This window comes from Sphingomonas mali NBRC 15500 (assembly GCF_001598415.1).
Classification (GTDB): Bacteria; Pseudomonadota; Alphaproteobacteria; order Sphingomonadales; family Sphingomonadaceae; genus Sphingomonas; species Sphingomonas mali.
Window position 1 is genome coordinate 36,012 of the sequence record NZ_BCYX01000023.1, and the last position, 23,481, is coordinate 59,492.

At 65.3% G+C, this 23,481-nt stretch carries 23 protein-coding genes, 1 tRNA gene and 1 pseudogene; 10 read left to right on the forward strand and 15 right to left on the reverse strand.

Annotated elements, in window-relative coordinates:
- Window positions 1–16: 16 nt before the first annotated feature.
- Genes SMA01S_RS16085 through SMA01S_RS16100 form a run of 4 tightly spaced genes read right to left on the reverse strand, consistent with a single transcriptional unit; the run spans window position 17 to window position 4,935 of the window.
- Window positions 17–1,600, reverse strand: a complete 1,584-nt coding sequence (locus tag SMA01S_RS16085; protein WP_066824586.1) for a sodium:solute symporter — start codon at window positions 1,598–1,600, stop codon at window positions 17–19.
- Window position 1,601: 1 nt separating this feature from the next.
- Window positions 1,602–2,846 (reverse strand): exo-beta-N-acetylmuramidase NamZ family protein, encoded by a 1,245-nt coding sequence (locus tag SMA01S_RS16090; protein WP_066824589.1) that lies wholly within the window; start codon window positions 2,844–2,846, stop codon window positions 1,602–1,604.
- On the reverse strand, window positions 2,843–4,069 hold the full coding sequence (locus tag SMA01S_RS16095; protein ID WP_084250362.1) for a serine hydrolase domain-containing protein: 1,227 nt from the start codon (window positions 4,067–4,069) through the stop codon (window positions 2,843–2,845). Before SMA01S_RS16095 ends, SMA01S_RS16090 begins: the two co-directional genes overlap by 4 nt.
- A complete protein-coding gene (locus tag SMA01S_RS16100) occupies window positions 4,066–4,935 on the reverse strand; it encodes a glucosamine kinase nucleotide-binding domain-containing protein (RefSeq protein WP_066824591.1) in 870 nt (289 codons plus the stop codon). The genes SMA01S_RS16095 and SMA01S_RS16100 overlap by 4 nt, the downstream gene beginning before the upstream one ends.
- Window positions 4,936–5,171: 236 nt before the next feature.
- Between SMA01S_RS16100 and SMA01S_RS16105 the strand changes: the two genes are divergently transcribed.
- The gene (locus SMA01S_RS16105) at window positions 5,172–6,068 is read left to right on the forward strand and encodes an N-acetylmuramic acid 6-phosphate etherase (RefSeq protein WP_066824593.1); all 897 of its coding nucleotides are present in this window, start codon (window positions 5,172–5,174) and stop codon (window positions 6,066–6,068) included.
- A gap of 144 nt (window positions 6,069–6,212) precedes the next feature.
- Here the strand turns inward: SMA01S_RS16105 and SMA01S_RS16110 are convergent, their stop codons facing one another.
- Together SMA01S_RS16110 and SMA01S_RS24625 are read right to left on the reverse strand one after the other, a co-directional pair.
- Window positions 6,213–7,586: an FAD-containing oxidoreductase gene (locus SMA01S_RS16110; RefSeq protein ID WP_174543160.1), complete on the reverse strand. Its 1,374-nt coding sequence runs from the start codon at window positions 7,584–7,586 to the stop codon at window positions 6,213–6,215.
- A gap of 36 nt (window positions 7,587–7,622) precedes the next feature.
- A complete protein-coding gene (locus SMA01S_RS24625) occupies window positions 7,623–7,766 on the reverse strand; it encodes a hypothetical protein (RefSeq protein WP_157093982.1) in 144 nt (47 codons plus the stop codon).
- Between SMA01S_RS24625 and SMA01S_RS16115 the strand changes: the two genes are divergently transcribed.
- Together SMA01S_RS16115 and SMA01S_RS16120 are read left to right on the forward strand one after the other, a co-directional pair.
- Entirely contained in the window at window positions 7,746–8,114 is a 369-nt protein-coding gene (locus SMA01S_RS16115) for a UBP-type zinc finger domain-containing protein (protein ID WP_066824603.1), read from the forward strand. The genes SMA01S_RS24625 and SMA01S_RS16115 overlap by 21 nt on opposite strands.
- A 31-nt stretch (window positions 8,115–8,145) precedes the next feature.
- The gene (locus SMA01S_RS16120) at window positions 8,146–9,762 is read left to right on the forward strand and encodes an FAD-dependent oxidoreductase (RefSeq protein WP_066824604.1); all 1,617 of its coding nucleotides are present in this window, start codon (window positions 8,146–8,148) and stop codon (window positions 9,760–9,762) included.
- A 3-nt stretch (window positions 9,763–9,765) separates the two neighbouring features.
- Here the strand turns inward: SMA01S_RS16120 and SMA01S_RS16125 are convergent, their stop codons facing one another.
- Together SMA01S_RS16125 and ftsH are read right to left on the reverse strand one after the other, a co-directional pair.
- The gene (locus tag SMA01S_RS16125) at window positions 9,766–10,362 is read right to left on the reverse strand and encodes a cation efflux transmembrane domain-containing protein (RefSeq protein WP_066824606.1); all 597 of its coding nucleotides are present in this window, start codon (window positions 10,360–10,362) and stop codon (window positions 9,766–9,768) included.
- 613 nt (window positions 10,363–10,975) lie between these two features.
- Window positions 10,976–12,781: an ATP-dependent zinc metalloprotease FtsH gene (gene ftsH / locus SMA01S_RS16130; protein WP_084250364.1), complete on the reverse strand. Its 1,806-nt coding sequence runs from the start codon at window positions 12,779–12,781 to the stop codon at window positions 10,976–10,978.
- A gap of 213 nt (window positions 12,782–12,994) precedes the next feature.
- Between ftsH and SMA01S_RS16135 the strand changes: the two genes are divergently transcribed.
- Window positions 12,995–13,615, forward strand: a complete 621-nt coding sequence (locus SMA01S_RS16135) for a baeRF12 domain-containing protein (RefSeq protein WP_169804254.1) — start codon at window positions 12,995–12,997, stop codon at window positions 13,613–13,615.
- 40 nt (window positions 13,616–13,655) lie between these two features.
- Here SMA01S_RS16135 and SMA01S_RS24630 read toward each other — a convergent pair.
- Together SMA01S_RS24630 and SMA01S_RS16140 are read right to left on the reverse strand one after the other, a co-directional pair.
- Window positions 13,656–13,781: pseudogene (locus tag SMA01S_RS24630) on the reverse strand (putative glycoside hydrolase); the annotation flags it as partial.
- A gap of 22 nt (window positions 13,782–13,803) precedes the next feature.
- Window positions 13,804–14,097, reverse strand: a complete 294-nt coding sequence (locus tag SMA01S_RS16140; protein WP_066824612.1) for a hypothetical protein — start codon at window positions 14,095–14,097, stop codon at window positions 13,804–13,806.
- Window positions 14,098–14,272: 175 nt separating this feature from the next.
- Between SMA01S_RS16140 and SMA01S_RS16145 the strand changes: the two genes are divergently transcribed.
- The 4 genes from SMA01S_RS16145 to SMA01S_RS16160 all read left to right on the forward strand — a co-directional run bounded on the left by SMA01S_RS16145 (window position 14,273) and on the right by SMA01S_RS16160 (window position 17,815).
- Window positions 14,273–15,031 carry an ATP-binding protein gene (locus SMA01S_RS16145; protein ID WP_066824615.1) on the forward strand — a complete coding sequence of 253 codons (759 nt, stop codon included), beginning with the start codon at window positions 14,273–14,275 and terminating at the stop codon, window positions 15,029–15,031.
- Window positions 15,032–15,112: 81 nt separating this feature from the next.
- Complete coding sequence (locus SMA01S_RS16150; protein WP_066824619.1) at window positions 15,113–15,712, forward strand: nitroreductase family protein; 600 nt, start codon at window positions 15,113–15,115, stop codon at window positions 15,710–15,712.
- Between the two features lie 90 nt (window positions 15,713–15,802).
- Entirely contained in the window at window positions 15,803–17,026 is a 1,224-nt protein-coding gene (locus tag SMA01S_RS16155; RefSeq protein ID WP_066824621.1) for an MFS transporter, read from the forward strand.
- A gap of 171 nt (window positions 17,027–17,197) precedes the next feature.
- Window positions 17,198–17,815: an NAD(P)H-dependent oxidoreductase gene (locus SMA01S_RS16160; protein ID WP_169804255.1), complete on the forward strand. Its 618-nt coding sequence runs from the start codon at window positions 17,198–17,200 to the stop codon at window positions 17,813–17,815.
- Window positions 17,816–17,893: 78 nt separating this feature from the next.
- Here the strand turns inward: SMA01S_RS16160 and SMA01S_RS25335 are convergent, their stop codons facing one another.
- The 4 genes from SMA01S_RS25335 to SMA01S_RS16175 form a co-directional block, all read right to left on the reverse strand.
- Window positions 17,894–17,971 carry a LuxR C-terminal-related transcriptional regulator gene (locus tag SMA01S_RS25335; protein WP_084250372.1) on the reverse strand — a complete coding sequence of 26 codons (78 nt, stop codon included), beginning with the start codon at window positions 17,969–17,971 and terminating at the stop codon, window positions 17,894–17,896.
- Window positions 17,972–17,986: 15 nt separating this feature from the next.
- Entirely contained in the window at window positions 17,987–19,864 is a 1,878-nt protein-coding gene (locus tag SMA01S_RS16165) for a PAS domain S-box protein (protein WP_066824624.1), read from the reverse strand.
- A gap of 102 nt (window positions 19,865–19,966) precedes the next feature.
- Complete coding sequence (locus SMA01S_RS16170) at window positions 19,967–20,440, reverse strand: response regulator (protein ID WP_218016910.1); 474 nt, start codon at window positions 20,438–20,440, stop codon at window positions 19,967–19,969.
- Between the two features lie 198 nt (window positions 20,441–20,638).
- Window positions 20,639–21,976 (reverse strand): glycoside hydrolase family 130 protein, encoded by a 1,338-nt coding sequence (locus SMA01S_RS16175; RefSeq protein ID WP_245649308.1) that lies wholly within the window; start codon window positions 21,974–21,976, stop codon window positions 20,639–20,641.
- Window positions 21,977–22,175: 199 nt separating this feature from the next.
- Here SMA01S_RS16175 and SMA01S_RS16180 point away from each other — a divergent pair, with 199 nt between their 5' ends.
- Window positions 22,176–22,859 carry a BON domain-containing protein gene (locus tag SMA01S_RS16180; RefSeq protein WP_066824629.1) on the forward strand — a complete coding sequence of 228 codons (684 nt, stop codon included), beginning with the start codon at window positions 22,176–22,178 and terminating at the stop codon, window positions 22,857–22,859.
- An 80-nt stretch (window positions 22,860–22,939) separates the two neighbouring features.
- Window positions 22,940–23,254 (forward strand): 6TM ABC transporter family protein, encoded by a 315-nt coding sequence (locus SMA01S_RS16185; protein ID WP_157093985.1) that lies wholly within the window; start codon window positions 22,940–22,942, stop codon window positions 23,252–23,254.
- A 54-nt stretch (window positions 23,255–23,308) separates the two neighbouring features.
- On the opposite strand, the gene SMA01S_RS16190 is transcribed toward SMA01S_RS16185, so the two are convergent.
- A tRNA-Pro gene (locus SMA01S_RS16190) sits at window positions 23,309–23,385 on the reverse strand.
- Window positions 23,386–23,481 lie beyond the last annotated feature (96 nt).

Consider the following 23,481-nt stretch of genomic DNA (forward strand, 5'->3'; position numbering starts at 1 on the left):
GACTGCCGGTCCGCGATCAGCCGCCCGCCATCGCCTCGGCGGCGCTTTCCGGATTTCGCGTGCCGCGAGGCGCGATGGCGATCAGGAAGGCGATGGCTGTCCCGATGCAGAGCTGGAAGGGAAAGGCGAGGTGGCACAATGCCGCCGGCAGCCCGATCGTGGCCGCGATTCCCGGCTGGAGCAGCAGGACGGTGACGAAACCGGCAATCAGCGACGCGATCACCGATGCGCTGTTCCCGCGCGGTGTCAGCACCGCGGCGAAATAGACGCCGAGCAGCCCGGCATAAGCGAACACCATCACCTGCAGCGCGAATTCGAGCAGGCCGAGCTTGGCATAATGCTGCCAATAGAAAGACAGCACCGCCACGCCGAGCATCGCCACGCCGATCACGCCCATCCCGGCGCGACCCGCCTGTACGTAATGATATTCCTCGGCTGCGCTTCGCCGCTCGCGCCAGGGGCGGTAGAAATCCTGGATCAGCACCGACGACATGGCGTTGAGCGCGGAATTGGTCGTGGCGACGGCGGCCGCGACGATCCCTGCCGTGACCAGCCCGCGTAGCCCCGACGGCAATTGCGTCAGGATATAGTGCATGAAGATGCTGATCTTCTCGCCGTCGAAGGCTTGGCCGGCGATCGCAGTGGCGCCGCCCATTAGCTCGGCGCGATCGTAGAAGACGTGAAGCAGCAGCCCGATGGTGATGAAGATCGCCACCACCGGCACCGTCGCGAATACCGACCAATAGAGGCTGCGCGCGCCGGTCTTCGCATCGCGGCAGGCCAGCAGCCGCTGCGTCGTGTCCTGATCGAGGCCCGACGAGGCAACGTAGAGAAGCGCGATTCCGGTGACGATCGCCAGCAGCGAGAAGGGCTTGGACAGGTCGGACGAAAAGTCGAACAGGCGGAGCTTGTCGACGTTCCCCGGCGCGCGCGCCAGGCCCTGGATGATCTCCGCATTGGTCGCCGGAATCGACAGGCGCAGGAACACCAGCACCGCGATCGCCGAGCCCAGGAAGATCACGAACTGGAACAGATCGATCCACAATACCGAGCGCAATCCGCCGACGAAGGTCGACAGAAAGCTGGCGACGACTAGCACGGTCGCCGCGATCACGATGCCCTGTGCGCTGACCGTCGAGGTCATCACCATCGCGACGGCGATCGCCGCGAGATAGAGACGCGCACCATTGGCCAGCACGCGCCCGACCAGGAACATCGCACCCGTACAGCGCGTCGCCAGCATGCCGTAGCGCAGGGTCAGCAGCTCATAGACGGTGGTGACCCGCGCGGCATAGAAACGCGGGATCAGCACCCGCGCCACGAAGATCGCGCCGATCAGGCCGCCGAGATTGGTGCCGAGATAGGTGAAGTCGCCATGATAGCCGAAATCGGGCCCGCCCAGGAACGTCGCAGCGGACTGGGTCGCCGACAGGACGGAGATCGCGGCGAGCCAGGCCGGCACAGTGCCGCCGGCGAGAAAATACTCCTTCGCGGTGCCGGTATGCCGTGGCGTGAACCACCAGCCGCCGACCACCAGCAGCGCCAGGTAGAAGAGGATCACGACCCAATCGAGCAGGCCGAATGGCAGCGACGCGGCCATCTCAGTAGAGCAAATAGCGCGCGCGGCGCGTCTTGAAACGGTTGAGGTCGGCCTGCCAGCTCGCGGCGATCGTGCGCGGATCCTTGCCGGACTTGATCTGGTCGAACACTGCGCGATTGCGTAGCAGGCGATCGACGCGGTCGATCTCGAACGCCGTGCCGTACAGCCTCCACAAGGCAGCGACGATCTCCACGCCCAGCGCCGGCGCGTCGACGCCAGTGCGATCTTGGAGAAGGATTTCGACTCCTTCGACGCGCTGCCCGGCGAACGGATAGAGTTTGTCGGTCGCCGCCACATAACTCACCGGCAGGAAGCTCACGCCCGCAATCGCGCGTGCGTTGAGATAGCCGGCAAGCTCGGTGCCCTTGATCCATGGCGCGCCGAAGCGGAGGAACGGAGCGTCGCCCGGTCCCTTGATATTGACGTTGGTCCCTTCGAGCAGCGCGGTGCCGGCATAAGCGGTCGCCTGGCTCACGCTGCGCAGATTGGGAGAGGGGTTGATCCACAAGAGCCCGGTGTCGTCATACCAGTCGCCGCGCTTCCACCCGGTCATGCGGATGACGGTCAGCCGCGTGCCGATCCGCTCTTCGCCGTTGAACATCCGCGCCAGCTCGCCGAGCGTCATGCCCGGACGCATCGGCTCGGGAAAGGGCGTGGTGTAATCCTCGATTCCGGGTGTCGAGACCGGCCCCTGCACCGCAATCCCGTTGATCGGGTTGGGCCGATCGAGCACGATCAACTCGATGTTGTTGGCGGCCGCCGCCTGGAGGAAATATTTGGTCAGCGTCTGGAACGTCCAGTAACGCACGCCGACATCCTGGAGGTCGATCACCACCGCATCGAGCCCGGCAAGCTGCTGCGCGTTGGGATGCCGCTCCGCATCGGTCTTGCCGTACAGGCTGACGATCGGCAGCCCGCTCGTTTTGTCGATCCTGTCGTCGATATTGGTGTCGTCGGTTGCGGCATCGATGCCGTGTTCGCCGCTGAACAGCCGCACGACCTCGAGCCCCGGCACCGTGGCGCGCGCGCCGTCGCGCAGCACGTCGATCGTCCGGCGACCCTGGCCATCCCGGCTCACCGGGTTGGCGAGCACACCGAGCCGCAAATGCCCGCCATGGCGTGCGGCGATTTCACGCAAAGGCGCGAACCGCTGGTCCTCGAGCACATCGATCCCGGTGCGGACGCGCGCGGCGGCGGGCGTCGCCGCGACCAGCGCGATCAGCAGGAGGACGACTCCGCGGATCATTTCTTCGGGGCGGCCCCGTCCAGCACCGACAGCACCGCTGTATGGATCGCCGGCCGCGCCTGACCGATCAACGCATTGTTGCGGGTCGGATTGACCCGGTTGGTCAGCAGGATGATGAACGCGTCGCGATCGGGGTCGATATAGATCGACGTGCCGGTGAAGCCGGTATGGATGATGGCATGCGGCGAGGCGAGCGGGCCGGCAAAGCCACCGGGCGTCGGCATGTCCCAACCCAAGGCGCGCGAGCTGCCGGGCGGCAGGTTCTGCGGGGTTTCGAACAAGGCGATCGTGCTCGCCTTGATCAGCCGCCTGCCGCGATAGCTGCCGTGGTTGAGATAGAGTTGCGCGAGCGCCGACAGGTCGCGGGCGGTCGAGAACAGCCCGGCATGCCCGGCCACCCCGCCCATCATGTAGGAATTCTCGTCATGGACCACGCCCCGCACCAGCATATGGCGGAACGTGTCGTCCTGCTCGGTCGGTGCGATGCGCGGGAGGAGCGTGCGCGACGGGCGGAAGCCGGTGTCCTTCATGCCGAGCGGCCCGAAGACTTCGCGCGCGAGAAAGCGATCGAGCGGCTGACCGGACAGGCGCCGCACGATCTCCCCGAGCAGGATGATGTTGGTGTCGCGATAGGCGTACACGGTCCCCGGCGGCGTGAGTGTGGGCGTGGCGTAGATCAGGCGCAGGAGATCCTGCCGATCCTTGGCGTTCCGCCACAGCCCGTCCGCCGACTGCAGGCCCGAACTATGGCTGAGCAGGTTGCGCACGGTGATGCGGTCGTGCCCGGGCGTGCCGCCGAATTCGGGGAGATACCGCACCACCGGTGCGTCGAGGTCGAGCTTATGACGGTCGTAGAGGATCTCGGCCGCCGTGGTCGTGCCGGTCACCTTGGTGAGCGAGGCGAGATCGAAGATCGCGTCGACCGGCATCGGCGGCGCATTGGCCGACGAGTCGATCCGCCCGAACGCCTTGAGCGCCAACAGCCGGCCATGCTGTCCCACCGCGAGCACTGCGCCGGGAAAAGCCTTTTTCGCGACCCATGCGTCGACCTCGGCGAAGGCAGGCGCGAAGCGCGTGTCCTGCGCGGCGGTCGCGACGACGAGCTGCCGCCCGACGCGCGTCGATGGGGCGGTTGCGAGGCTGGATTGACCCTGCACCGCAAGCAGTCCCGCCGCCACGACCAGCCATGCGCGAAGCGTCGCGCTGCGGTTCCAGCCTCTCATTCGTTCACTGTCCCACGTGCCAGCAGAAGCGCGCCCGACACCGGATCGCCGAGCGGCTCGACCAGGCGCTCGGCGGTGCGGACGCGGAGCCAGGGACGCAGCCGCGCCGACAATCCGCCGACCAGCGCCAGACGGGGTGCGCCGCGCGCGAAGATCGTCGCGATGAAGCGTTCGACATGGAGCACCGCGTCCTCGACGATCGACAGCGCGATTTCGTCGCCCGCTTCGGCATAATTCATCACCAGCGGGGCGAAGGCCGCATAGTCGGCTGGCGCCGCCTGATCCATCCAGGCGATCGCGCGCAAAGTGTCGTGCCTGAATTTTCCGGCGATTTCCTTGGACAGCGGGGTCCGCTTGGTGCGCCCGTCCATCGCGCGGAGCGCGTGGCGCACGGCGCTCAATCCGAGCGCGGCCCCACTGCCTTCGTCCGAGATCGGAAAGCCATAGCCGCCCACGGTGAACCGCTCGCCCTTGACCTGGGCGAAGCCGATCGACCCGGTGCCGAGCACCAGGATCGCGCCGTCTGCGCCGTTATGCGCGCCGAGATTGGCGATCGCGGCGTCGCTGTCGAGCGAGATGCTGGCGAACGGGAAATCGAGCGCGGCGAGCGCCTTCGACATGCCGGGACGGCGAATGCCGGCAATGCCCATGCCGGCGGCGACCTCGTTCCAGCGCCGTTCGGGGATGCCCGCGGCCTCGAGCGCCTCGCCGGTGACGCTGAGCAGCCGGTCGTAGAGCGGATAGAGTCCCATGCGCGTGTTCGCCGGACCACCTTCGGCACTGCCGAGCACTTGGCCAGCGGCATCGGTCACGCGGACGCGGCAATGGCTGCCGCCGGCATCGACGCCGAGGAAGATCTCAGCCACGCGGCCGCTTCCCGAAAAGGGTAGGAACCTCGCTACTTGCCGCTCGAACTGGACGTGTCCTTGGCATGTGCATGGCATTGCGGAAGGGCAAGGCGGTGTCGAGCCTCAATCTGGCGGGAGTGTCGCCTCGGTTATAGGTGCTGTCACGCTGGTTATAGTGGCTACGCTTTGCGCGCCCGGCCAGTCCCGGTAGTCAGGGCCGCTATTCCCATCTTCTATTTGCCGTTGAGGGCCCGATGCCGACCGAAACCGTTGATCCCCGCTTCGCCGATGTCGATCGCTGGCCGACCCTATCGGTGGTGGAAACGATGCTCGAGGGACAACTCGCCGCGATCGCCGCGCTCAAGGGCCAGACCGGCGCGATCGCGGCCGCGGCCGAAGCGGCTGCTGCCCGCATGCACAAAGGCGGGCGGCTGGTCTATGCCGGCGCCGGGACCTCGGGGCGACTTGCGGTGCAGGACGGTGTCGAACTCACCCCGACCTACAATTGGCCGTCGGACCGGCTCGTTTTCCTCGTCGCCGGCGGCACCGGCGCGTTGATGCGCAGCGTCGAGGGCGCCGAAGACAATGTCGAGGTGGCGCGAGACGAAGTCGCGGCGGCGGAGGTCGGCCCCGACGACGTGCTGATCGCGGTCGCGGCGAGTGGCCGCACGCCTTATGCCGTCGCGGCGCTCGAGGCGGCACGGGCACGCGGCGCCTTGACCATCGCCATCGCCAACAATCCCGGCACGCCGCTGCTGGCCGCCGCCGATCACCCGATCGTCGCCGATACAGGCGCCGAGATCGTCGCGGGATCCACCCGGATGAAGGCGGGCACCGCGCAAAAGGCCGCGCTCAACATGCTGTCGACCGCGATCATGCTGCGCTGCGGGCTCGTCCATCGCGGGCTGATGGTGAACATGCGGATTTCGAACGAAAAGCTCTTCCACCGCGCGCGGCGAATGGTGGCGACTCTGGCCGGTATCGACGAAGCCCGGGCCGCGGACGCCCTCGATCTCGCGGACAAGGATCTCAGGCGGGCAGTGCTGATCGCTCGCGGCCTCAGCCCGCGGGATGCCGCCGACCGCCTTGCAAGCGCTGGCGGTGATCTGGGCAGCGTGCTCGCAAGCTTGGGGCAATCCGAGGCCGAGTGACGTCCGCCACATATATAGTTGAATGCGATCAAGCTGAATCGTCACCCCGGCCTTGTGCCGGGGTCCAACTCTTCACAACGGACTCCAGCCGTTGTTGCACGTTGGATGCCGGAACAAGTCCGGCATGACGGCTAAAGCGTTAGGTTAGTCGCCCTTCGACTCCAGCCCCAGCAACAAGGTCGGGATGAGTTCCGACACGGTCGGATGCACCGGCACCGCCCAGCGCAACGTGTCGAACGGCTCGTCCGCCGACATAGCGTCGACGATGCCATGGATCGCCTCGTCGCCGCCGGTGCCCAGGATTGCCGCCCCCAGGATGCGGCGCGTCGCGCGGTCGGCGATGACCTTCATCATGCCTTTGGTCTCGCCCTTTTCGACCGCGCGGCCGACGCGCGTCATCGGGCGTGTCGAAACCAGCACGTCATTGCCTTTGGCGCGGGCTTCGGTCTCGGTCATGCCGGCGCGGCCGAGCGGCGGGTCGATGTACAGCGCATAGCCGGGAACGCGCTGGCTGAGCTTGCGGTCGCCGCCGTCGAGCAGGTTGGCTGCGACGATCTCGAAATCGTTATAGGCAGTGTGAGTGAAGGCGCCGCGCCCGTTGCAGTCGCCCAGCGCCCAGATGCCCGGGACATTGGTCGCGAGCCGGTCGTCGACGGTAATATAGCCGCGCTGGTCGACCGCGACGCCAGCCGCCTCGAGCCCGAGGTCGTCGGTATTCGGCCGCCGCCCGACGGCGAGCAGCACATGGCTGCCGACGACGTCGGGCTCGCCGCTGGCGCAATCGACCGATACCGCGACGCCGTCCGGATGCGGGCGAAACCCGATGCAATTGGCCCCGGTCCGAACGGCGATGCCCTCATCCTCCAGGATCGCCTGGATCGCGGCGGATATCTCCGGATCCTCGCGCGGCACCACGCGGTCGGCGCGCTCGACGACGGTGACGGTCGCGCCGAACCGGGCGTGCATCTGCGCGAATTCGAGGCCGATATAGCTGCCCCCGACCACGACCAGATGGCGGGGAATCGCGTCGAGTGCGACCATGTCGGTATTGTCGAGATAGGGAACCTCGCCGACGCCGGGCATGTCGGGCACGGACGCGCGCCCGCCGACATTGAGGAAGATGCGCGGTGCGCTGATCTCCACCCCGTCGACCGCGATGCTGGTCGGGCCGGTGAATCGGGCATGGCCGCGCAGCAGCGTCAGTTGCTTCATGCCGGCCAGCCAAGTCTCGTTGTTGGTGCGGGCGTTGATCGTCACCTGATGCGCGCGCGCCGCCACTGCCGCCATGTCGATGCCGACATCGCCTATGATGATCCCCAGGTCGCGGCGGCGCGCGAGATGCGCGGCATAGGCGCTCGCCACCAGCGTCTTGGTCGGCATGCAGCCGGTGTTGACGCAAGTGCCGCCGATCAGCTTGCGCTCGATCAGCGCGACCCGCATCCCGGCATCGGTCAGCCGTCCGGCTAATGGCGGTCCCGCCTGGCCGGCGCCGACGATGATGGCATCGTAGCTGGTCATCGCCACACCCTAAACGCGGGGGACGGCGTCGCACAGCTACACCAAAGCATCGGCCGACTCCTTCTTGTCTTGATCGATCGCCATCGCCATCGTGAACGCTAACCGCCATGGCCGGAACACGCCATTGCGGATTCGTCCAACCATGCCGAGGAGCAGCAGATGGCCACGACTTGCGATCATCTCGACACGATCGAAACGGTGACCCCGGCGACCCTGGGCTGCGCGGAATGCCTCAAGAACGGCAGCTGGTGGGTGCATTTGCGGCTGTGCCGGACCTGCGGCCATGTCGGCTGTTGCGACGATTCGCCGTTCCGGCACGCGACCGCGCATTTCCACGCCACGGGACATCCGATCATCGAGGGCTATGATCCGCCGGAGGGTTGGGGCTGGTGCTATGTCGACGAGGTGATGGTGGATTTCGGCGGCGCCACCACGCAACAGCGCGGCCCGATCCCGCGCTTCATCGATGACGAGGGCCGGCTGATATCGTCGGCGATCCGCGGGTTGAAGCCGCAGATCGAGGAATGAAGGCTGTGCCGATGACCAACGGGGGCGAGTGATGGAAACGATCGGCCGCGACTTGCGCGAAATGCAGCGGACGCCGCTCGCGCCATCGCATGTGTCGGCGCTCCGCGCGGCGGGGCAAATAGTGGACTATCCGGCGGGCACGATATTGTGCCGCCCGGGCGAGCCGATCGATCGCTTCGTCTATGTCGAGGCGGGCGAGATCGAGGTAGTCAACGCCTTCACCGGCGAGCGCCTGGTCCCTTCCACGCTCGGCCCCACCCAGTTCATGAGCGAGATCGCGCTGCTCAGCGGCGGCAATTGGTCGATGCCGATGCGCGCGGTCGTCGATACCAGGGTGATCGAGGTGCCGCGTGCCGACATGCTGCGCCTGATGTCGCAGATCCCGGAAATGTCGGACATCGTCATCACCGTCCTGTCGGCCCGCCGCCGCCGCCAGCTCGAGGCGCGCGACGCATCCTTGGTGCTGATCGGCGAGGATGCCAGCCGCGAGGTCCGGCGCGTGGCGGAATTCGTCAGCCGCAATCGCTTGCCCTTCACCTCATGGCCGCTGGGATCGCCCGAAGCCGCGGACGTCGCACAAAGCAGCGGGATTTCGGCGGACCAGCCGGCGGTGATCTTCGGCCGCGATACCGTGGTGACCGATCCCACGCCCGGCAAGGTCGCGCGACTGCTCGGCGTCAATCATGATTTCGCCGACGATCAGGAATTCGACGTGCTGATCGTCGGCGGCGGTCCTGCCGGCGTCGCCGCCGGTGTCTATGCCGGGGCCGAGGGGCTCAATGCGCTGGTGATCGAGGATACCGCGATCGGCGGCCAGGCCGGGACGTCGAGCCGGATCGAGAATTACATGGGATTCCCGACCGGCATTTCGGGCGCCGACCTTGTTTGGCGCGGTGAGATCCAGGCGATGAAGTTCGGCACGAAGTTCGCGATGCCGCGCCGCGTCGCGAAACTCGAAACGCTCGAGGGCGGCCGGTTCTGCGCCACGTTCGACAATGGCCGCCGCGTCAGCGCGGGTGCCGTGGTCGTCGCCACCGGCGTGCAATATCGCCGCCTGCCGATCGACCGGCTCGCCGAGTTCGAAGGCGCCGGCGTCTATTATGCCGCGACCGAGATGGAGGCGCGCTATTGCCGCGAAGCCGAGACTTTCGTCATCGGCGGCGGCAATTCCGCCGGCCAGGCCGCGATGTTCCTGTGCCGCACGGCAGCGCATGTCCGGCTGCTGGTGCGCGGCTCGTCGCTCGCCGCCTCGATGTCGAGCTATCTCTCCAGCCGGCTCGAGGCGGACCCGGCGATCACCATCGAATATGGCGTCGAAGTCGCCGGCCTGCATGGCGACGAGAAGCTCGAGGCGGTGACGATCCGCAACGCCCAGGACGGGACGCACCGCCAGGCACCGGCCTGCGCCTTGTTCGTGATGGTCGGCGCCGCGCCGAATACCGGCTGGCTGTCCGGCCTGGTCGATCTCGACGATAAGGGATTCGTGCTGACCGGCGACGCGGTCGGCGGAGCGTCGCCTTATGCCACCTCGCGCCCCGGCATCTTCGCGGTGGGCGATGTCCGCGCCGGGTCGGTCAAGCGGGTCGCGTCATCGGTCGGCGAGGGGTCGGTGGTGATTTCCAAGGTCTGGGAGTTCCTGAATCGCTAGCGGCTAGGCCGCCGCGCTATGTTCATCGCGAGCGGTATTCCAAACTTCTCGCGCGGCATCCGCATTCATCGCCGCAATGGCCAGTCCGACGATCAAATCGGGCCAGGCAGAACGCCACAGGAATGCGGTCGCCAACCCCGCCGCTATCATTGCGATGTTAGCCAGCGCGTCGTTGCGAGCGGACAGGAACGCAGCTTGCGTCAGGCTTCCGCCATGATGGCGGTGCTTTGCCAGCAGGAACGCGCAAAGCAGGTTGATCGCCAGCGCGCCGGTCGCCGTAGCCGAAAGCCCGAACGGCGACGGCGCGACCGGCGCGGTGAACTTTTCCCATGCTGTCCACACTGTCGCGATGCCGGGCACCAGCAGGATTGCCGCAAGCGCCATTCCGAGGCGGGCACGGTTCTTCGCTGTCCAGCCCAGGGCGGCAAAGATCAGGATGTTGACTGACGCGTCTTCGAGAAAATCGACGCTATCGGCGAACAGCGACACCGAACCGATATGCAAGGCGACCGCGAATTCGACGCCGAAAAAGGCAAGATTGAGCGTCGCGACCCAAAGAACGGCGCGCCGCAAAACATGGTTCGGATGGTCGTTTCTCATCGCCAGGCGGTAGCAACGCCGGCAAGCGATAGAAAGCAACTGGGGTCGGCGTCGTCGCTATCCGGAGATACTCGATAGCCGTGATGGGCGGTCCCGGAAGTGTATCGGAAACCGCGATTATCCGGAACATTACGCATCGTTGCGCGCGCGCGGATCCTGCATGTGGATTGCGGAGGTGTGTTCCATGCCGCGCACTATCGATGGCGAACGCAAACGGACTAACGTTTCCAGGCCGCGGCCCAACCCCTGCGGATCCGACCATCGTTTTTGGGACGCCGGCGCTCGATTTCGGCTTCCTCGTCAGAAGCCTCTCGCCGGTTCGCCTGTGGCGCCAATGGTAGGGAGTCAGCAGAAATCCGTCGACACCGGCTCCAGCGAGCGCTGGCTCTACTTCGCTACTGCCGTATGTTTCATAGCGATGATCGCCACGTTCGGTATGTTGATCTGGCAGATCGCAAGAGCGTTCAAATAACGTCCGACAGGCGCGGCGGGTATGGCGTGCGCGCGCAAGCGGTGACTGCGTTTCGATCGTCTCGCGGATCGCCGGTTCGGGCAATCACGATTGCTCCCCACCCGCCGGAGCAGTTGCCGAGCCGTCCAACGGCATCCCCAATCACGCCGCGGCGGTGGATTGCGTGCCCGCCAGACCGGTGCGCGCCAGGAGTTGCCGAAGCTCGTCTTCGTCGAGCGTCTCGCGATCAACCAACAATTGGGCGCCAGCTTCCAGCGTACCGCGACGCTCCTCCAGGACGTGCGTGGCCTTCTCGAACGCGGCCTGCAGGATCGACCGGACCTCCTTGTCGATCAGCGCCGCTGTCGCTTCGCTATGCTCGCGCGTCTGCGCGACATTGGGCTCGTTCAGCCGGTCGAGATAGGGTCGGCTCTGGTCATCATAGACGACGTGCCCGATCTTGTCGGACATGCCGTAGCGCAGCACCATGGCGCGCGCCGTATCGGTTGCCTTGGCCAGATCGTCGGCTGCACCGGTCGAGAGATCTCCGCCGCAAACCAGCTCGGCGGCGCGTCCGCCGAGCAATACCGCCATGCGATCGGCCAGTTCGCCGCGACTGAGGATGAAGCGGTCCTCCGTGGGCCGCTGCATCGTGTAGCCAAGCGAGCCGATACCGTGCGGGATGATCGACACTTTATGGACGGGGTCCGCCCCCGGCAGGCTCAGCGCCACCAGGGCATGGCCCATCTCGTGGCGCGCAATGGTCAGGCGCTCCTTGGGGTTCATCAACCTGCCGTGCTGCTCGAGGCCGGCGACGATGCGCTCGACACCTGCGGTGAAGTCCTCCATCGCCACCGCTTCGGCATCGCGCCGGGTGGCGTGGAGTGCCGCCTCGTTGACCAGATTGGCCAGGTCCGCCCCGGTGAACCCCGGCGTCAGCCCGGCGACCTTGTCCGGATCGACGTCGCTCGCGATCTTTGCCGTGCGCAGATGCACTTTCAATATCTGCGCGCGGCCGGTCCGGTCGGGGCGATCCACCAGGACATGCCGGTCGAAGCGTCCCGCCCGCAGCAGGGCCGGATCGAGGATTTCGGGCCGATTGGTCGCGGCGAGGATGACGACGCCGCTGCGGGTATCGAATCCGTCCATTTCCGCCAGGAGCTGATCGAGCGTCTGCTCCTTCTCGTCATGGCCGCCCAGCACCGACAGCCCCCGGGCAGAGCCCAGAGCATCCAGTTCGTCGATGAAGATGATGCAGGGCGCATGGTTGTGCGCCTGTTCGAAAAGATCGCGGACGCGCGCGGCACCCACGCCGACGAACATCTCGACGAATTCGGCTCCCGAGATCGAGAAGAAGGGCACACCCGCTTCACCCGCGACCGCTTTGGCGAGCAGCGTCTTGCCCGTGCCGGGCGGTCCCACGAGCAAGACGCCCTTCGGCATATGGGCGCCAAGTCGACCGTAGCTGACCGGATCCCTCAGGAAGGCGACCACTTCGCGAAGCTCGGCCTTGGCTTCATCGACGCCGGCGACGTCGTCGAAGGTAACCCCGGTATCGGATTCGACGTAGAGTTTCACCCTGCTCTTGCCGATGGCCAGAAGCCCGCCCGCCCCCTGCCGCGCCGCGCCGCGCAGCATGAACCACCAGATGCCGACCCAGAAGACGATCGGCACCACCCAGGACAATAGCGTCGCCAGCCAGCCGCCGCCGGGACTGGCGCTGAAGCGAACGTGGTAGCGGTCGAGCTCTGCCGCCAACCCGGGCTCGACGCGTGTGGTCGCGAACGACCGATGACCCTCGGCATCCGGCGCGGTGTATTTGCCCTGGATGGACGTGTCCGACAAAACGACTTCGGCGACGCGGCCACCGCGCAGGTCTTGCAGGAACTCGCTATAGGGGATCGTCTTGCTGGCTTGGCCGGTCCACAGCAACTGAGACAGGATGAGGCCGAAAAAAGCGGCGATCATCCAATACCAGAGGCGGGGCTGTCTGTTTGCCGGGGGCTCTTGCCCTGGCTTCATTGCCGAACGATTGACGGCGCCGTCCGACGCCTGTTCCAATCCGAAAAGGCGAGACAACAGGTTTCCCCGCGGCGGCTGCGATCGTTCGGGCCCACTCATGGGCCGGTTCTACGAAATGTGGCACCACTCTCCCCATACGTGTTGTCCCGCAGGAATCCTGTGGAGGCCCGGCGCCATTCCCTGCCGAAACAGGTCGGGAACACTACGTATTGGACACATGGTCGCTGTCGTTCACCTGAAGCCGATGCCCTACGGCCCGAAGCCGAATATCCGTGGATACTGCCCGGTCCAAACGCCTGGCGTATCGGCCTTGCCGAGACCAAAGGGGGAAAAGGAGGCGATATGCTGGTACCTCATGGAGCCTATGTTCTCGCGCTTGATGGCGGCCATATGCGGCTCTTTCGCAATCAGGGAAGCAATCACGCGATCCGGCTGGAAACGGTCAAGGAGCGCAAGCTGCACAATCCGCGAACCCATGTGATCGACGATGACCAACCCGGTCGGTCGTTCCAGAGCGTCGGTGGCGCGCGCAGCGCCTATCCGGCAGCCGATACGCATCAGCGTCGCGAGGATGAATTCTGTGAAGCCGCGCTCGGCGAAACCCTGGCGGAAACGGGGGATGCGCCGGCGCTGATCCTGATCGCTCCGCCACGCGTGATGGGGGTAGTGCGCAAGCAGATGGAACGCGAGCGACGGCTTCCGCCGACGCAGGAAATCGTCAAGGATCTGACGAAGGTCGAGCCGAAGGCGCTGGAGGAGTGGTTGCGCGCGCATCATTGAGCGGCCCGGGTAAAGCCCGCTGTCCCCTATCGGCGGCGCCTCAGCGGTCCGGGCGGCCGGCCACCAGCCCTGCGTCCGAATAGACGTTGTTGGCATTCCACAGCATCCAGCCATTGGCACCGAACTCGCGCGCCGCGCGGATCTGTTCGGTCACCTCGTCAGCGTCGAACGCGCGAGTTGCAAGTGCGTCATCGCAAGCCGGTCACCGCGTCAGCGCCATAAAGAGCTACATGAGCGAGCGTCAGAATCTGGCGCCGATGGTCATCGCGCCGCCCGCCATCTTGCGGGAAGACTTCCTTCGCGACGCGCGCCGCCATTTCCACAACGTCCGCGGCGGAGGGCGCACGCGCCTCGCCGATGCACGAGATGAGGGCGGGCGGGAACAGCGGCAATGTGGGCTCCAGATCGGCGTGGTGACGGCGCTCCTGCAACAAGTGCTGCCGGCAGTCCGGGCCTTTCACCAACGGCGCGGCGCAGTCCAATCCGTAGAGTCCCGTATAAATCCATCCTCCGGCGTTTTCCGGCTGCCGGAGACAAGTCTTTAGTCGCGCGACCAAGCAAGCGGAGGTCGAGCGGACGAAGACTACGGGAATCTGCGAATAGGGCGGCAGCAGATGACCTATCACAACAGCGACGACCGGCCATGGGAGGCCCAGGATGGACGACGCTTTGGATATGACACCGCAAGGTCAACCTATCGACTTGCCTCGGCGCAACGAAATCCATGATCTACGCAATCTGTTCGGGATCGTTTTATCCGCCAAGCATCTGTTGGAGCGTGATCCCGGACAGGCCGCGCGTGCGGCTTGCCTGGAAGCGCTGGAAGCGGCGGCATTGCGGGGCGACCAGCTCACGACCGATCTATTGGCTACAGGCGGACGTGACCGGGAGCTGCAGGCGACGGATCCCGGAGACCGGCTCGCGGGCCTGGCGACCGTGACGGGCGCGTTGGCAGCGCCGCGGATCGAGTTCGATCTGGAGATCGGCTACCCTAATGCACTCGCGCGCATCGACGCGGCTGAATTCGATGCCTCGATCATCGAATTGATTGCCAATGCCCGCGCGGCGAACGCGCGCACGGTCCTGATACGCTCTCGCAAGGTCGCGTCGCGTCTCTGGATATTGGTCTGCGACGATGGCAACGGCATGACTCCGCAGGAACTCGACCTGGCCCGACAAGGTATCGACCCGGGTTTCGCGCCCGGGACCGGTATGGCTCGTGTCCACCGCTTCGTGTGCGCATCGCACGGACACATGCGCGTTCGAAGTCGCCCATTGAGCGGAACCTCTGTCGCGATCATCCTGCCGACATTGCTCAAAGTCGCCGGCTACGAACCGCGACATCAGTTTCGGCGCACGCACCCTCTGCACGATGAGAAAGTCCGCGAAGAGGTCTGGCCGCGAGTACCGGCCTGACGAGCCGACCGAAGAGCTGCGCCCACCGTCTCGGATCGACCCAGCGCCAGCTGCGTGTTCCTTTCACCACGGAGCGATCGAATGAAATTGATGGAGGCAATTCATGGACGCCGTGCGGTGCGCAGCTACACGGCCGAACCGGTGGCCCCGGCGCGTCTGCGCGCCTTGATCGATGCCGCGATACAGGCGCCAAGCGCGATGAACCGTCAGCCCTGGTCCTTTTGCGTGATCAGCGATCAGTCGCTGCTGCAGCGCATCTCCGACGCGTCCAAAGCGCACATGCTCGACACAATTATACCGGATACTGCCGCCGGCGATTTGAGCGAGTTCAGACATGCTCTCGGCGATCCGGGCTTCCACATCTTTTATCACGCCCCGGCGCTGATCGTGATTTCGGCGACCGAAGAGGGGCCCTGGAGCCGGATCGACTGCGCGCTGGCAGCCGAGAACATGATGCTCGCAGCGTGCGATGCAGGCCTTGGAAGCTGCTGGATCGGCTTCGCGCAGGCATGGTTGGGCACGCCGGACGGCAAAAGAACGCTGGATCTGCCTGAGGCACACGTCCCCATAGCGCCCATCATCGTCGGTCATCCCGAGGCAGTGCCGTCGGCAGTACCCCGCAACGAACCGGACATTCGCTGGATCGGCGAGCCAGGCACTCGCGGAACTTCGCCGTCCTGATCCTGGCAATCGATTCGCCCGTCCAGGGTAACGGGCGCCGACTGGAAGCCGCGAAGCTCTGCGGTGTTTCCGCGCAATGGATGGCAAAGGATGACCAGCGATATACCCCAGGCCGAGCAGCGCATGCGGATCCCGCGCACCGTCTGGGTCGTCGGGTTCGTCAGCTTGCTGATGGACGTGTCGTCCGAGATTATCCACGCACTGCTCCCGGTGTTCCTGACCGTCACCCTCGGTGCGCCCGTCGCGATCGTCGGCGCCATTGACGGGATCGCCGAGGCGACAGCGTCGGGAGCCAGAATCGTCTCGGGATATCTCTCGGACCGGGTCGGCAGACGCAAGCCGCTCATCCTGGTCGGCTACGGCCTCGCCGCGCTGACCAAGCCGATGTTCGCGCTGGCCACCGCCCCTGCGCTGGTTCTCGGCGCCCGCTTCGCCGACCGCATCGGGAAGGGATTGCGCGAGTCACCGCGCGACGCGCTCGTCGCCGACGTCACGCCAGCGGAAGTGCGTGGCAGCGCCTTTGGGCTGCGCCAGGCACTCGATACCGTCGGAGCAGCCGGCGGACCGCTGATCGCGATCGGGCTGATGTTCGCGCTGGCGAACGATATCCGTTCGGTCTTCTGGTTCGCCACGATCCCTGCCGCGCTGGCGGTGCTCCTCGCCGCCATTGGCATCCGGGAAAGCGCGCAAGCCGCGGAGGATCCTGCCGCGCAGCCTCGCCCGCGGGTCCGGCTTGGCGATTTGCGGCGACTGGGCACGCCCTTTTGGCGGACGACCGCCGTCGGCATGATCTCTACGCTCGCGCGGTTCAGCGATGCCTTTCTGATCTTGAAGGCGCATGCCGAGGGGTTGCCGCTCGCGCTTGCGCCACTCGTGCTGGTCGCGATGAACCTCGTATATGCCCTCGGAGCCTATCCGGCGGGCCGACTCGCGGATCGCGTGCCGGCGCGGTTGATCCTGGTCCTGGGGATGACGTGTCTGCTCGCGGCGGATCTGGTCCTTGCCTTGCTGCCGGGACTGGGCGGCGCCTTTGTCGGGATCGCGCTTTGGGGCGGCCATCTCGCATGGACCCAGGGGCTGTTCGCCAAGCTGATTGCCGATGATGCTCCACCCATGTTGCGCGGCTCGGCTTATGGACTGTTCAACCTCGCATCCGGCGGCGCGTTGTTGTTCGCCAGCCTGATCGCCGGCATCCTCTGGGATCATGCGGGGAGCGGAATAACGTTTCTGACGAGCGCCGGTTTCGCGCTGGCTGCGCTCGTCCTGATCGTCATACTGCCACTCGGAACCGCTCAGGCCTCGCGGACATCCTAACAATGCGGCCACGCCGAATTCAAACCGAATGGCCAGAATTCCGCCTCGAGACGCTGGCAGACGTTCCCTGCACCCCGCCGATAGCCGCTATGCGTATTCATCCCAATTATGTCGCGACGGCTTTGGTGCGATTTTCCGTCGAATCGCACACTCTTGGAATGGGTTTCCGTCGTGACTGAGCCGATCGGACATTACATCGTTCTGGCTAATCCAAGCTATCGAAGCTTCTGCCACGAAGTTGCTCGTGCGTATAAAGAGGTTGTTCAAGCGAACCACCAGACCGCGACGATTTTCGACCTCAACGCGGCATTGTTCGACCCGGTTTTGCAGGATCGTGAGCGCTTTGATCACGGATCACATCGTTGGCCTTGGGTGGAGGCTGAATTACAGCGGCTGAGCAGTTGCGGCGCTCTCATATTGGTCTACCCGATCTGGTTCGGCGGCCCCCCTGCAATTCTCAAGGGATATGTCGACAGGGTGCTCGGCGCCCAATGCGCGCTGACCGATTTTCAATCGGGCACCGGGCAACCTGCTGTGCGCGGCCGCTATCTGCTCTCGATTTCGACCTCTGGCGCCACGGCGGAATGGCTTTCGGAGCGAGGTCAGCAACATGCGCTTCGCGAGGGTTTCGACACTTATATCGAACGCGGTTTCGGGCTCCGCGACGGAGGCCATATCAACCTCGATGGCATCGTGCACAACATGAGCAGCGACCACGCAGCAAAGGCACTCGCCCGCGTACGCGAGGCCGCCGAGTCGATGTGCTCGAGACTCGCTGCGGCGAGCTGATAGCGGCCTGGGCTAGGCCGAACACCAGTACCGCTCGACACGGACGGTTTTCACCCAATCCACCCGCGAACGCGATCCTCAGAACCTCGGAAGGACGCGCGCCTTCAGCTTGGTCACGATATTCCGGCGATGCGCTTCGACGGTGCGTGGCGAGATTCCGGGATCAGTCGCTCATTCCAACCCGTCCAGATCGGCGCGCACCAGCGTGAAATGAAAGGAGGCTCCGCCTTCGGGACCGCTCTCCATCCAGATGCGCCCGCCATTCGCTTCGACGATCGTGCGGCAGATCGACAGACCCAGGCCCAGGCCGCCGCTCTTGGTACTGTTGAACGCCCGGAACAGGTTATCGGCGATGTCCGGCGCCACCCCCGGCCCGGTATCGGCCACCGTCACTCTCAGGAAGCCGTCCTCCGCCGGAATGCTCGACACGGTCAGCAGGCGGGTCGGGCAACGCGCCATGGCCTCGATCGCGTTGCGCATCAGGTTGATCAGCACCTGCTGAATCTGGATCTTGTCGACCAGCACGTCGCGGGCGTCCGGGTCGAGCTGGAATCGCGCTTCCACGCCTTTCTCGCGCGCACCGATGAGCGCCAGTTTCGACGCGCCGTCGACGAGGTCGTGCAGGTCCTCGACGCTCTTCTCGGCATCGCCACGGGCGACGAATTCCCTCAGGCGGCGAACGATGCCACCCGCGCGCAAGGCCTCATCATAGGCCTCCGCAAGGCCTTCATCGATCATCGCGCGATCACCTGGGCTATTGTCGGCAAGGAGATTGCGCACGCCGCTGACGAAGTTGGCGACGGCGGTGATCGGTTGGTTGAGCTCGTGGGCGAGCGTCGACGCCATCGTGCCCATCGCGCTGATCCGTGCGGCATGGACGAGGTCCGAGCGCAATTCGTCCATGCGTTGCTCCGCGGCCTGCTTCTGCGTCAGGTCGCGGACGAAGCCGGTGAAAACCCTGTCACCGTCGGAGACCGCCTCGCCCACCGCGAGTTCCATCGGAAAGACCGTGCCGTCCCGCTTGAGCCCGGTCACCACGCGCCCGGTTCCGATGATCCGCCGCTCGCCAGTCTCGAGATAGCGGCGAAGATAGGAATCATGGAGATCGCGGTCCGGCGAGGGCATCAGGCAGGACACGTTCGATCCGACGACCTCGGCCTCCGTATAGCCGAACAGTCGTTCGGCCGCCTTGCTGAAGGACAGCATCTTGCCCGCCTCGTCGATCACGACCATCGCATCGGGCACCGTTGCGAGAATCGAGCGGAAATGCGAAGCGCTCGCGCCGAGCTTGCGTTCCGTCGCCCGCTCTTCGGTCACGTCACGAATCACCTTGCCGAAACCCTTGAGCTTCCCGTTCCTGTCGTAAAGCGCGGTCATTGTGACGTGCGCCAGGAACTCGGATCCGTTCTTGCGTAAGCGCCACTCTTCTTCCTCGAACCGGCCCTCGCGCCGCGCCCGTTCGAGGTCGTGAAGGGGCTTACCTCGGGCCACGGCCGCCTGCGGATAAAACAGTGCGCAGTGCTGCCCGACGACTTCGCTTTCGCTCCACCCCTTGAGGCGTTCGGCGCCCTTGTTCCAGATCGTCACGTTGCCCTGCGGATCGAGCATGTAGATTGCATATCCGGCGGCCCCGTCGATCAGCAGGTTGAGTTCTTCCGCCAGATCGTCCGCGCGTCGCGCGCGCCGTTCGGCCCTCTGCTCGCTCTCCTCCGATCGCCTGCGCAAGGAAGTGACGTATCCGGCGATCCAGATGACGATACCGGCGGCAATGACGAAGGCGAACAAATCCGCCGACCACCACCCGCCGAGCGACCAGCCGAAGATGCGGATGGCTGCCATCGCCAGGACGGCTGCCAGGATCGCCGGCCCGCGACCGGCGAACACCGCCGCGAAAAGGATCGCTACGATGAAGAAAAGCAGATAGCCACGGCCGCTCAGCCATGGTTCGAAGGAAAATCGAACGAGTGCGGCAATGCAGACGGCAATGACGGCCAGAACATAGCCAGCCCAAGTCCGGTCGATTCCGAGAAGAAACCGCCGTAAATTCACGCGCCCTCCCTAACGTACGCTGTTCGCGTCGCCGATATGTCGTGGCGCAAGTTGGCCAGCCAAGGAATAGCACTTATCAAGGATCGCAGAAAGCCGTCGGCCTTACGCCGGAGCCAGCTCGGCGTCGTGGCCCGCCGGCCGATCGCCGAGGAATTCGATGAGGTCGGTCGTCCGGAACGGCTTGGGAAGCACGGCGTCGAAGCCCATCTTGAGCGCCAGGTCGCGCAATCGTTGCGTATCGAACGCGGTCATCAGCAGGGCGCGGCCGCTCCAACCCTTTTCGCGTAGCAAGCGCAGCGCTTCCACGCCATTGCATCGCGGAAGCACATAGTCGGTGATCAGGAGCGGCGCGCTGAGTGCCGCCGGGAACTCGATGGCCGCTTCCGCTCGCGAGAAGGCAAGAACCTCATAATCCCGTCCTGTGAGCAGGAGTTGCAAGGAGCGGCGCAATGCGTCGTCATCCTCGATGAGGATCAGCTGGCGCAGGCGGGCAGGGCGAGCGGCCGTCATCAGCAGACTCCGCAGCCACAGGAAGGCTCTGACGGAGCATGCGGCAAGGTGTTCGCAAAGACGCACATCCGGTCGCTCCGCAGGTCATCGCGCGTCCGATGGCGCCGCGATCGATGATCGCGGGCGTGGGGGCGGGTGGCGACAGCTCCGCGGAATGCTCCTCTTCTATGCGCACGCATGGACATGACCGGCGGATAATGCTGCCCCGGCCGAGCCACTATCCGCATTGATACGCATGTCTCGCTGTGGCAGCTAACCGACCAGCTAGCGAAGTGACGCCAGGACCTCGTCGATCGGCAGCGCCGCGACGGCGACCGCCGTGTCCGCCACGCCATAAGGGAGCAGGAGCGTCCGCCCGATCGCGAGCGCACCGCAACTATACAGGACGTTGGGGACGTAACCGTCGCGTTGTTGTGGGCTCGGCCGCAACAACGGTGCGACCGACCGAGCCAGCAGTTTCGCCGGGTTCCGCTTGTCGAGCAAACAGGCGCCCAGGCAATATGTCCGGATCGACCCCACGCCGTGGATGATGCAGAGCCAGCCCTCATCGATCTCGATCGGCGGGCTGCACACGCCGATCTGTACGAACTCCCACGGCCATCGAGGCTCGAGCAGGACCTGTCCGCTGCTCCAGCAGGAGAGCCGATCCGACTTGAGTAGCCAGATATTTTCGTGATCGTGCCGGCCAAGCATGGCGAATTGGCCATCGATGCGGCGGGGGAAGAGCGCCATTCCCTTGGTGGCACTGAGCGGCCCTGCCAGCGGATCGAGATCGAATTCGACGAAGTCGGACGTCCGCAGCAATTCCTGGCGGACCGTCTCACCGCTGAACGCCGTGTAGGTGCCGATATAGGCGGTGCTCCCATCCTCCTCGACAAACCTGACCAGGCGCAAATCTTCGACCCCATGGCGCTGCTGATAGGTCACCGGAAAGATCACCACCTCCGACGGATCGTCGCAGCCCCGGTAGGACAAATGTGCACTGTCGTTCGCCTTGGTCGCGGGATTCTCGCGAAACTCGATTGCAGGTGAGACCGCCCAGCGACTGGGCGCCTCAGGTCGCACCTGCCCGCTGCCGTCGACCACCCCGCTACGAAACACGATCGAGGAAATGTGACCCTCGCCCACCGCCCTGAGCGAGAATAGCAGGCGGGTCTGGCCCTCGGCCAAGCCTTGTTGATCGGGGTGCAGCGTCACGCTCGGGTTGAAGAGCGCGGCGGCCTCGAACGAATATTCTTCGGTAAAATAGGCGCCACACAGCAATCGTTGGGCCGGACTGACCGGCCTGTCGCCCAAATGAGGCTTGGCAATCTCGTCGAAGCGCCGTCCCAGTACGGTCTCGACATCGCGATGTCGGCTGCCAAGACTCTCCAGCACCTGGTCAAGCTCGCGGTCGAGCAGAGCCGGAGACAAGGCCAGAACCCGATCGAGAATATGTTCGATCCTGGGTTTGCGAACGTCAGTCCCCCCGTTTTCGGCGGGGATGAAGGGCCGCAGCACGACCCGGTGCGGCTCGGGCGCAAACAGGGTAACGTCGGCGGGGCGCGTTCGGGCCTCCTCGACTTTCCCCGACATCTGTGGCGGCAGGCCCGCGGAATCCATAGGCTCCCCCTTTTCCAATGCGGGATTCTCGCCGCGTTATCGGGGATACGGACCTGCGTTCGTATAAGGGATTCACCGACGTCCCGCGGCTTGGGAATTGGCCGCCCATCCGCAAAGCTCCTGATTCAACGCTCATGAAAGCCCGCTAGACTTGGCGTTGGAGGCGGCTTGTCCGCTGGATCATGAGGAGTCGGGAACGATGTCGGACAGCCAGCCATGTTTCGAACACGAGACCGAGGCCACCAACGACGCGCAACTGCTTCGCGACCTGCGCGCCGAACTCGCGCGCGAGGAAGCAGCGCCTCCAGCGGCCATTCACACGGCCGTCCAACATGCCGTTGCCATAGTCTCCGGCTCGGTTCCCGGCGACAGCATCAAGGCAGCCGTGTTGGCTGCGGCACGTCGGGTGGCGGGCATTCAGTATGTCCACGACGACATCCGCGTCGAGCCCGACGGCAACGAATCCGACGAGCAAATCCTCGCCTGCGTCAAGATCATGCTTGGTCTCGACGCCGCCGTTGCGCCCGATCGCCTGGTCGCCACGGTCGCGAATGGCTGCGTGACAATCGGCGGCCATGTCGAATGGCCGGCGCAGGCGCATGCCGCGGTCGCGGCCGTGCGGCGCGTCCGTGGTGTCAGGCAAGTGGTCAGCACGATCCGCGTGGACGGTCTTCCCTCGCTGGCCACTATGCGGGCGCGGCTCGTCCTCGTCTTTCGCGAAGCCGGAGAGAAGACCGCGGGCGGGATCGACCTCGCCGTGTCGGACACCTCCGTCCAATTGTCCGGCACGGTCCGATCGCATCATGACCGCGAACTGGCCGAGACGACCATTCGCGGACTAATCGGGGTTGCTGCGGTCGAGAATCACCTCATCATCGGTTGAGCGACGCGGCGGATCTATTCGCCGACCCTGTTCTGAGTCGGGGCGCTGACCATCCCGGCTATGCCTGCGTCTCGCCGTTCGTGACCAAGCTGCTGCGCCGCAGGCTCAACGGGAAATACGAGCGCGGCGCCGCCAACAATGTCCACTTGGTCGAGGGCGTGTCGGGCCTGCAGACGGTCAAGACGGCCGCAATGGCCGGAGCGCGGGGAACACTAGCTGCCGGCAACAGCGCCTCCAACCAGCGCGTCATCAATCCTGGCAATACCGGCAGCCAGGCACTCCAGCGGATCTCCAAGCAGGCGCAAGAAAGCCGCTTGATGCGGCGCAGGAAGAAAATTCTGCCGATCGCCCACCGCATGCATGCGATGGATCACCGAAAAAAGCCTGATTACTAGCTTCGCACGATGCACGGCGACCTATCAAATGAGCCGCTAACTCATTGATTTAATTGGTCGGGGCGACAGGATTCGAACCTGCGACCCCCACACCCCCAGTGTGATGCGCTACCAGGCTGCGCTACGCCCCGACCAGAGCGAACCCGCGCCTTAAGGTGCGGGCCGGAGCGGGCGCCTCTAAGCGCTTGCCGCGTGTGATGCAAGCACTCCGGCGCCGGGTCGCGGGA

What these genes read in the sequence shown, in the direction of transcription:
- SMA01S_RS16125 (WP_066824606.1), bottom strand. Translation starts at nt 10,362, where the DNA reads ATGAGAAACGACCATCCGAACCATGTTTTGCGGCGCGCCGTTCTTTGG.
- SMA01S_RS16150 (WP_066824619.1), top strand. Translation starts at nt 15,113, where the DNA reads ATGAAATTGATGGAGGCAATTCATGGACGCCGTGCGGTGCGCAGCTAC.
- ftsH (WP_084250364.1), bottom strand. Translation starts at nt 12,781, where the DNA reads ATGATCGCCGCTTTTTTCGGCCTCATCCTGTCTCAGTTGCTGTGGACC.
- SMA01S_RS16120 (WP_066824604.1), top strand. Translation starts at nt 8,146, where the DNA reads ATGGAAACGATCGGCCGCGACTTGCGCGAAATGCAGCGGACGCCGCTC.
- SMA01S_RS16115 (WP_066824603.1), top strand. Translation starts at nt 7,746, where the DNA reads ATGGCCACGACTTGCGATCATCTCGACACGATCGAAACGGTGACCCCG.
- SMA01S_RS16095 (WP_084250362.1), bottom strand. Translation starts at nt 4,069, where the DNA reads ATGAGAGGCTGGAACCGCAGCGCGACGCTTCGCGCATGGCTGGTCGTG.
- SMA01S_RS16155 (WP_066824621.1), top strand. Translation starts at nt 15,803, where the DNA reads ATGACCAGCGATATACCCCAGGCCGAGCAGCGCATGCGGATCCCGCGC.
- SMA01S_RS16105 (WP_066824593.1), top strand. Translation starts at nt 5,172, where the DNA reads ATGCCGACCGAAACCGTTGATCCCCGCTTCGCCGATGTCGATCGCTGG.
- SMA01S_RS16110 (WP_174543160.1), bottom strand. Translation starts at nt 7,586, where the DNA reads ATGACCAGCTACGATGCCATCATCGTCGGCGCCGGCCAGGCGGGACCG.
- SMA01S_RS16090 (WP_066824589.1), bottom strand. Translation starts at nt 2,846, where the DNA reads ATGATCCGCGGAGTCGTCCTCCTGCTGATCGCGCTGGTCGCGGCGACG.
- SMA01S_RS16085 (WP_066824586.1), bottom strand. Translation starts at nt 1,600, where the DNA reads ATGGCCGCGTCGCTGCCATTCGGCCTGCTCGATTGGGTCGTGATCCTC.
- SMA01S_RS16175 (WP_245649308.1), bottom strand. Translation starts at nt 21,976, where the DNA reads ATGGATTCCGCGGGCCTGCCGCCACAGATGTCGGGGAAAGTCGAGGAG.
- SMA01S_RS16145 (WP_066824615.1), top strand. Translation starts at nt 14,273, where the DNA reads ATGGACGACGCTTTGGATATGACACCGCAAGGTCAACCTATCGACTTG.
- SMA01S_RS24625 (WP_157093982.1), bottom strand. Translation starts at nt 7,766, where the DNA reads ATGATCGCAAGTCGTGGCCATCTGCTGCTCCTCGGCATGGTTGGACGA.
- SMA01S_RS16180 (WP_066824629.1), top strand. Translation starts at nt 22,176, where the DNA reads ATGTCGGACAGCCAGCCATGTTTCGAACACGAGACCGAGGCCACCAAC.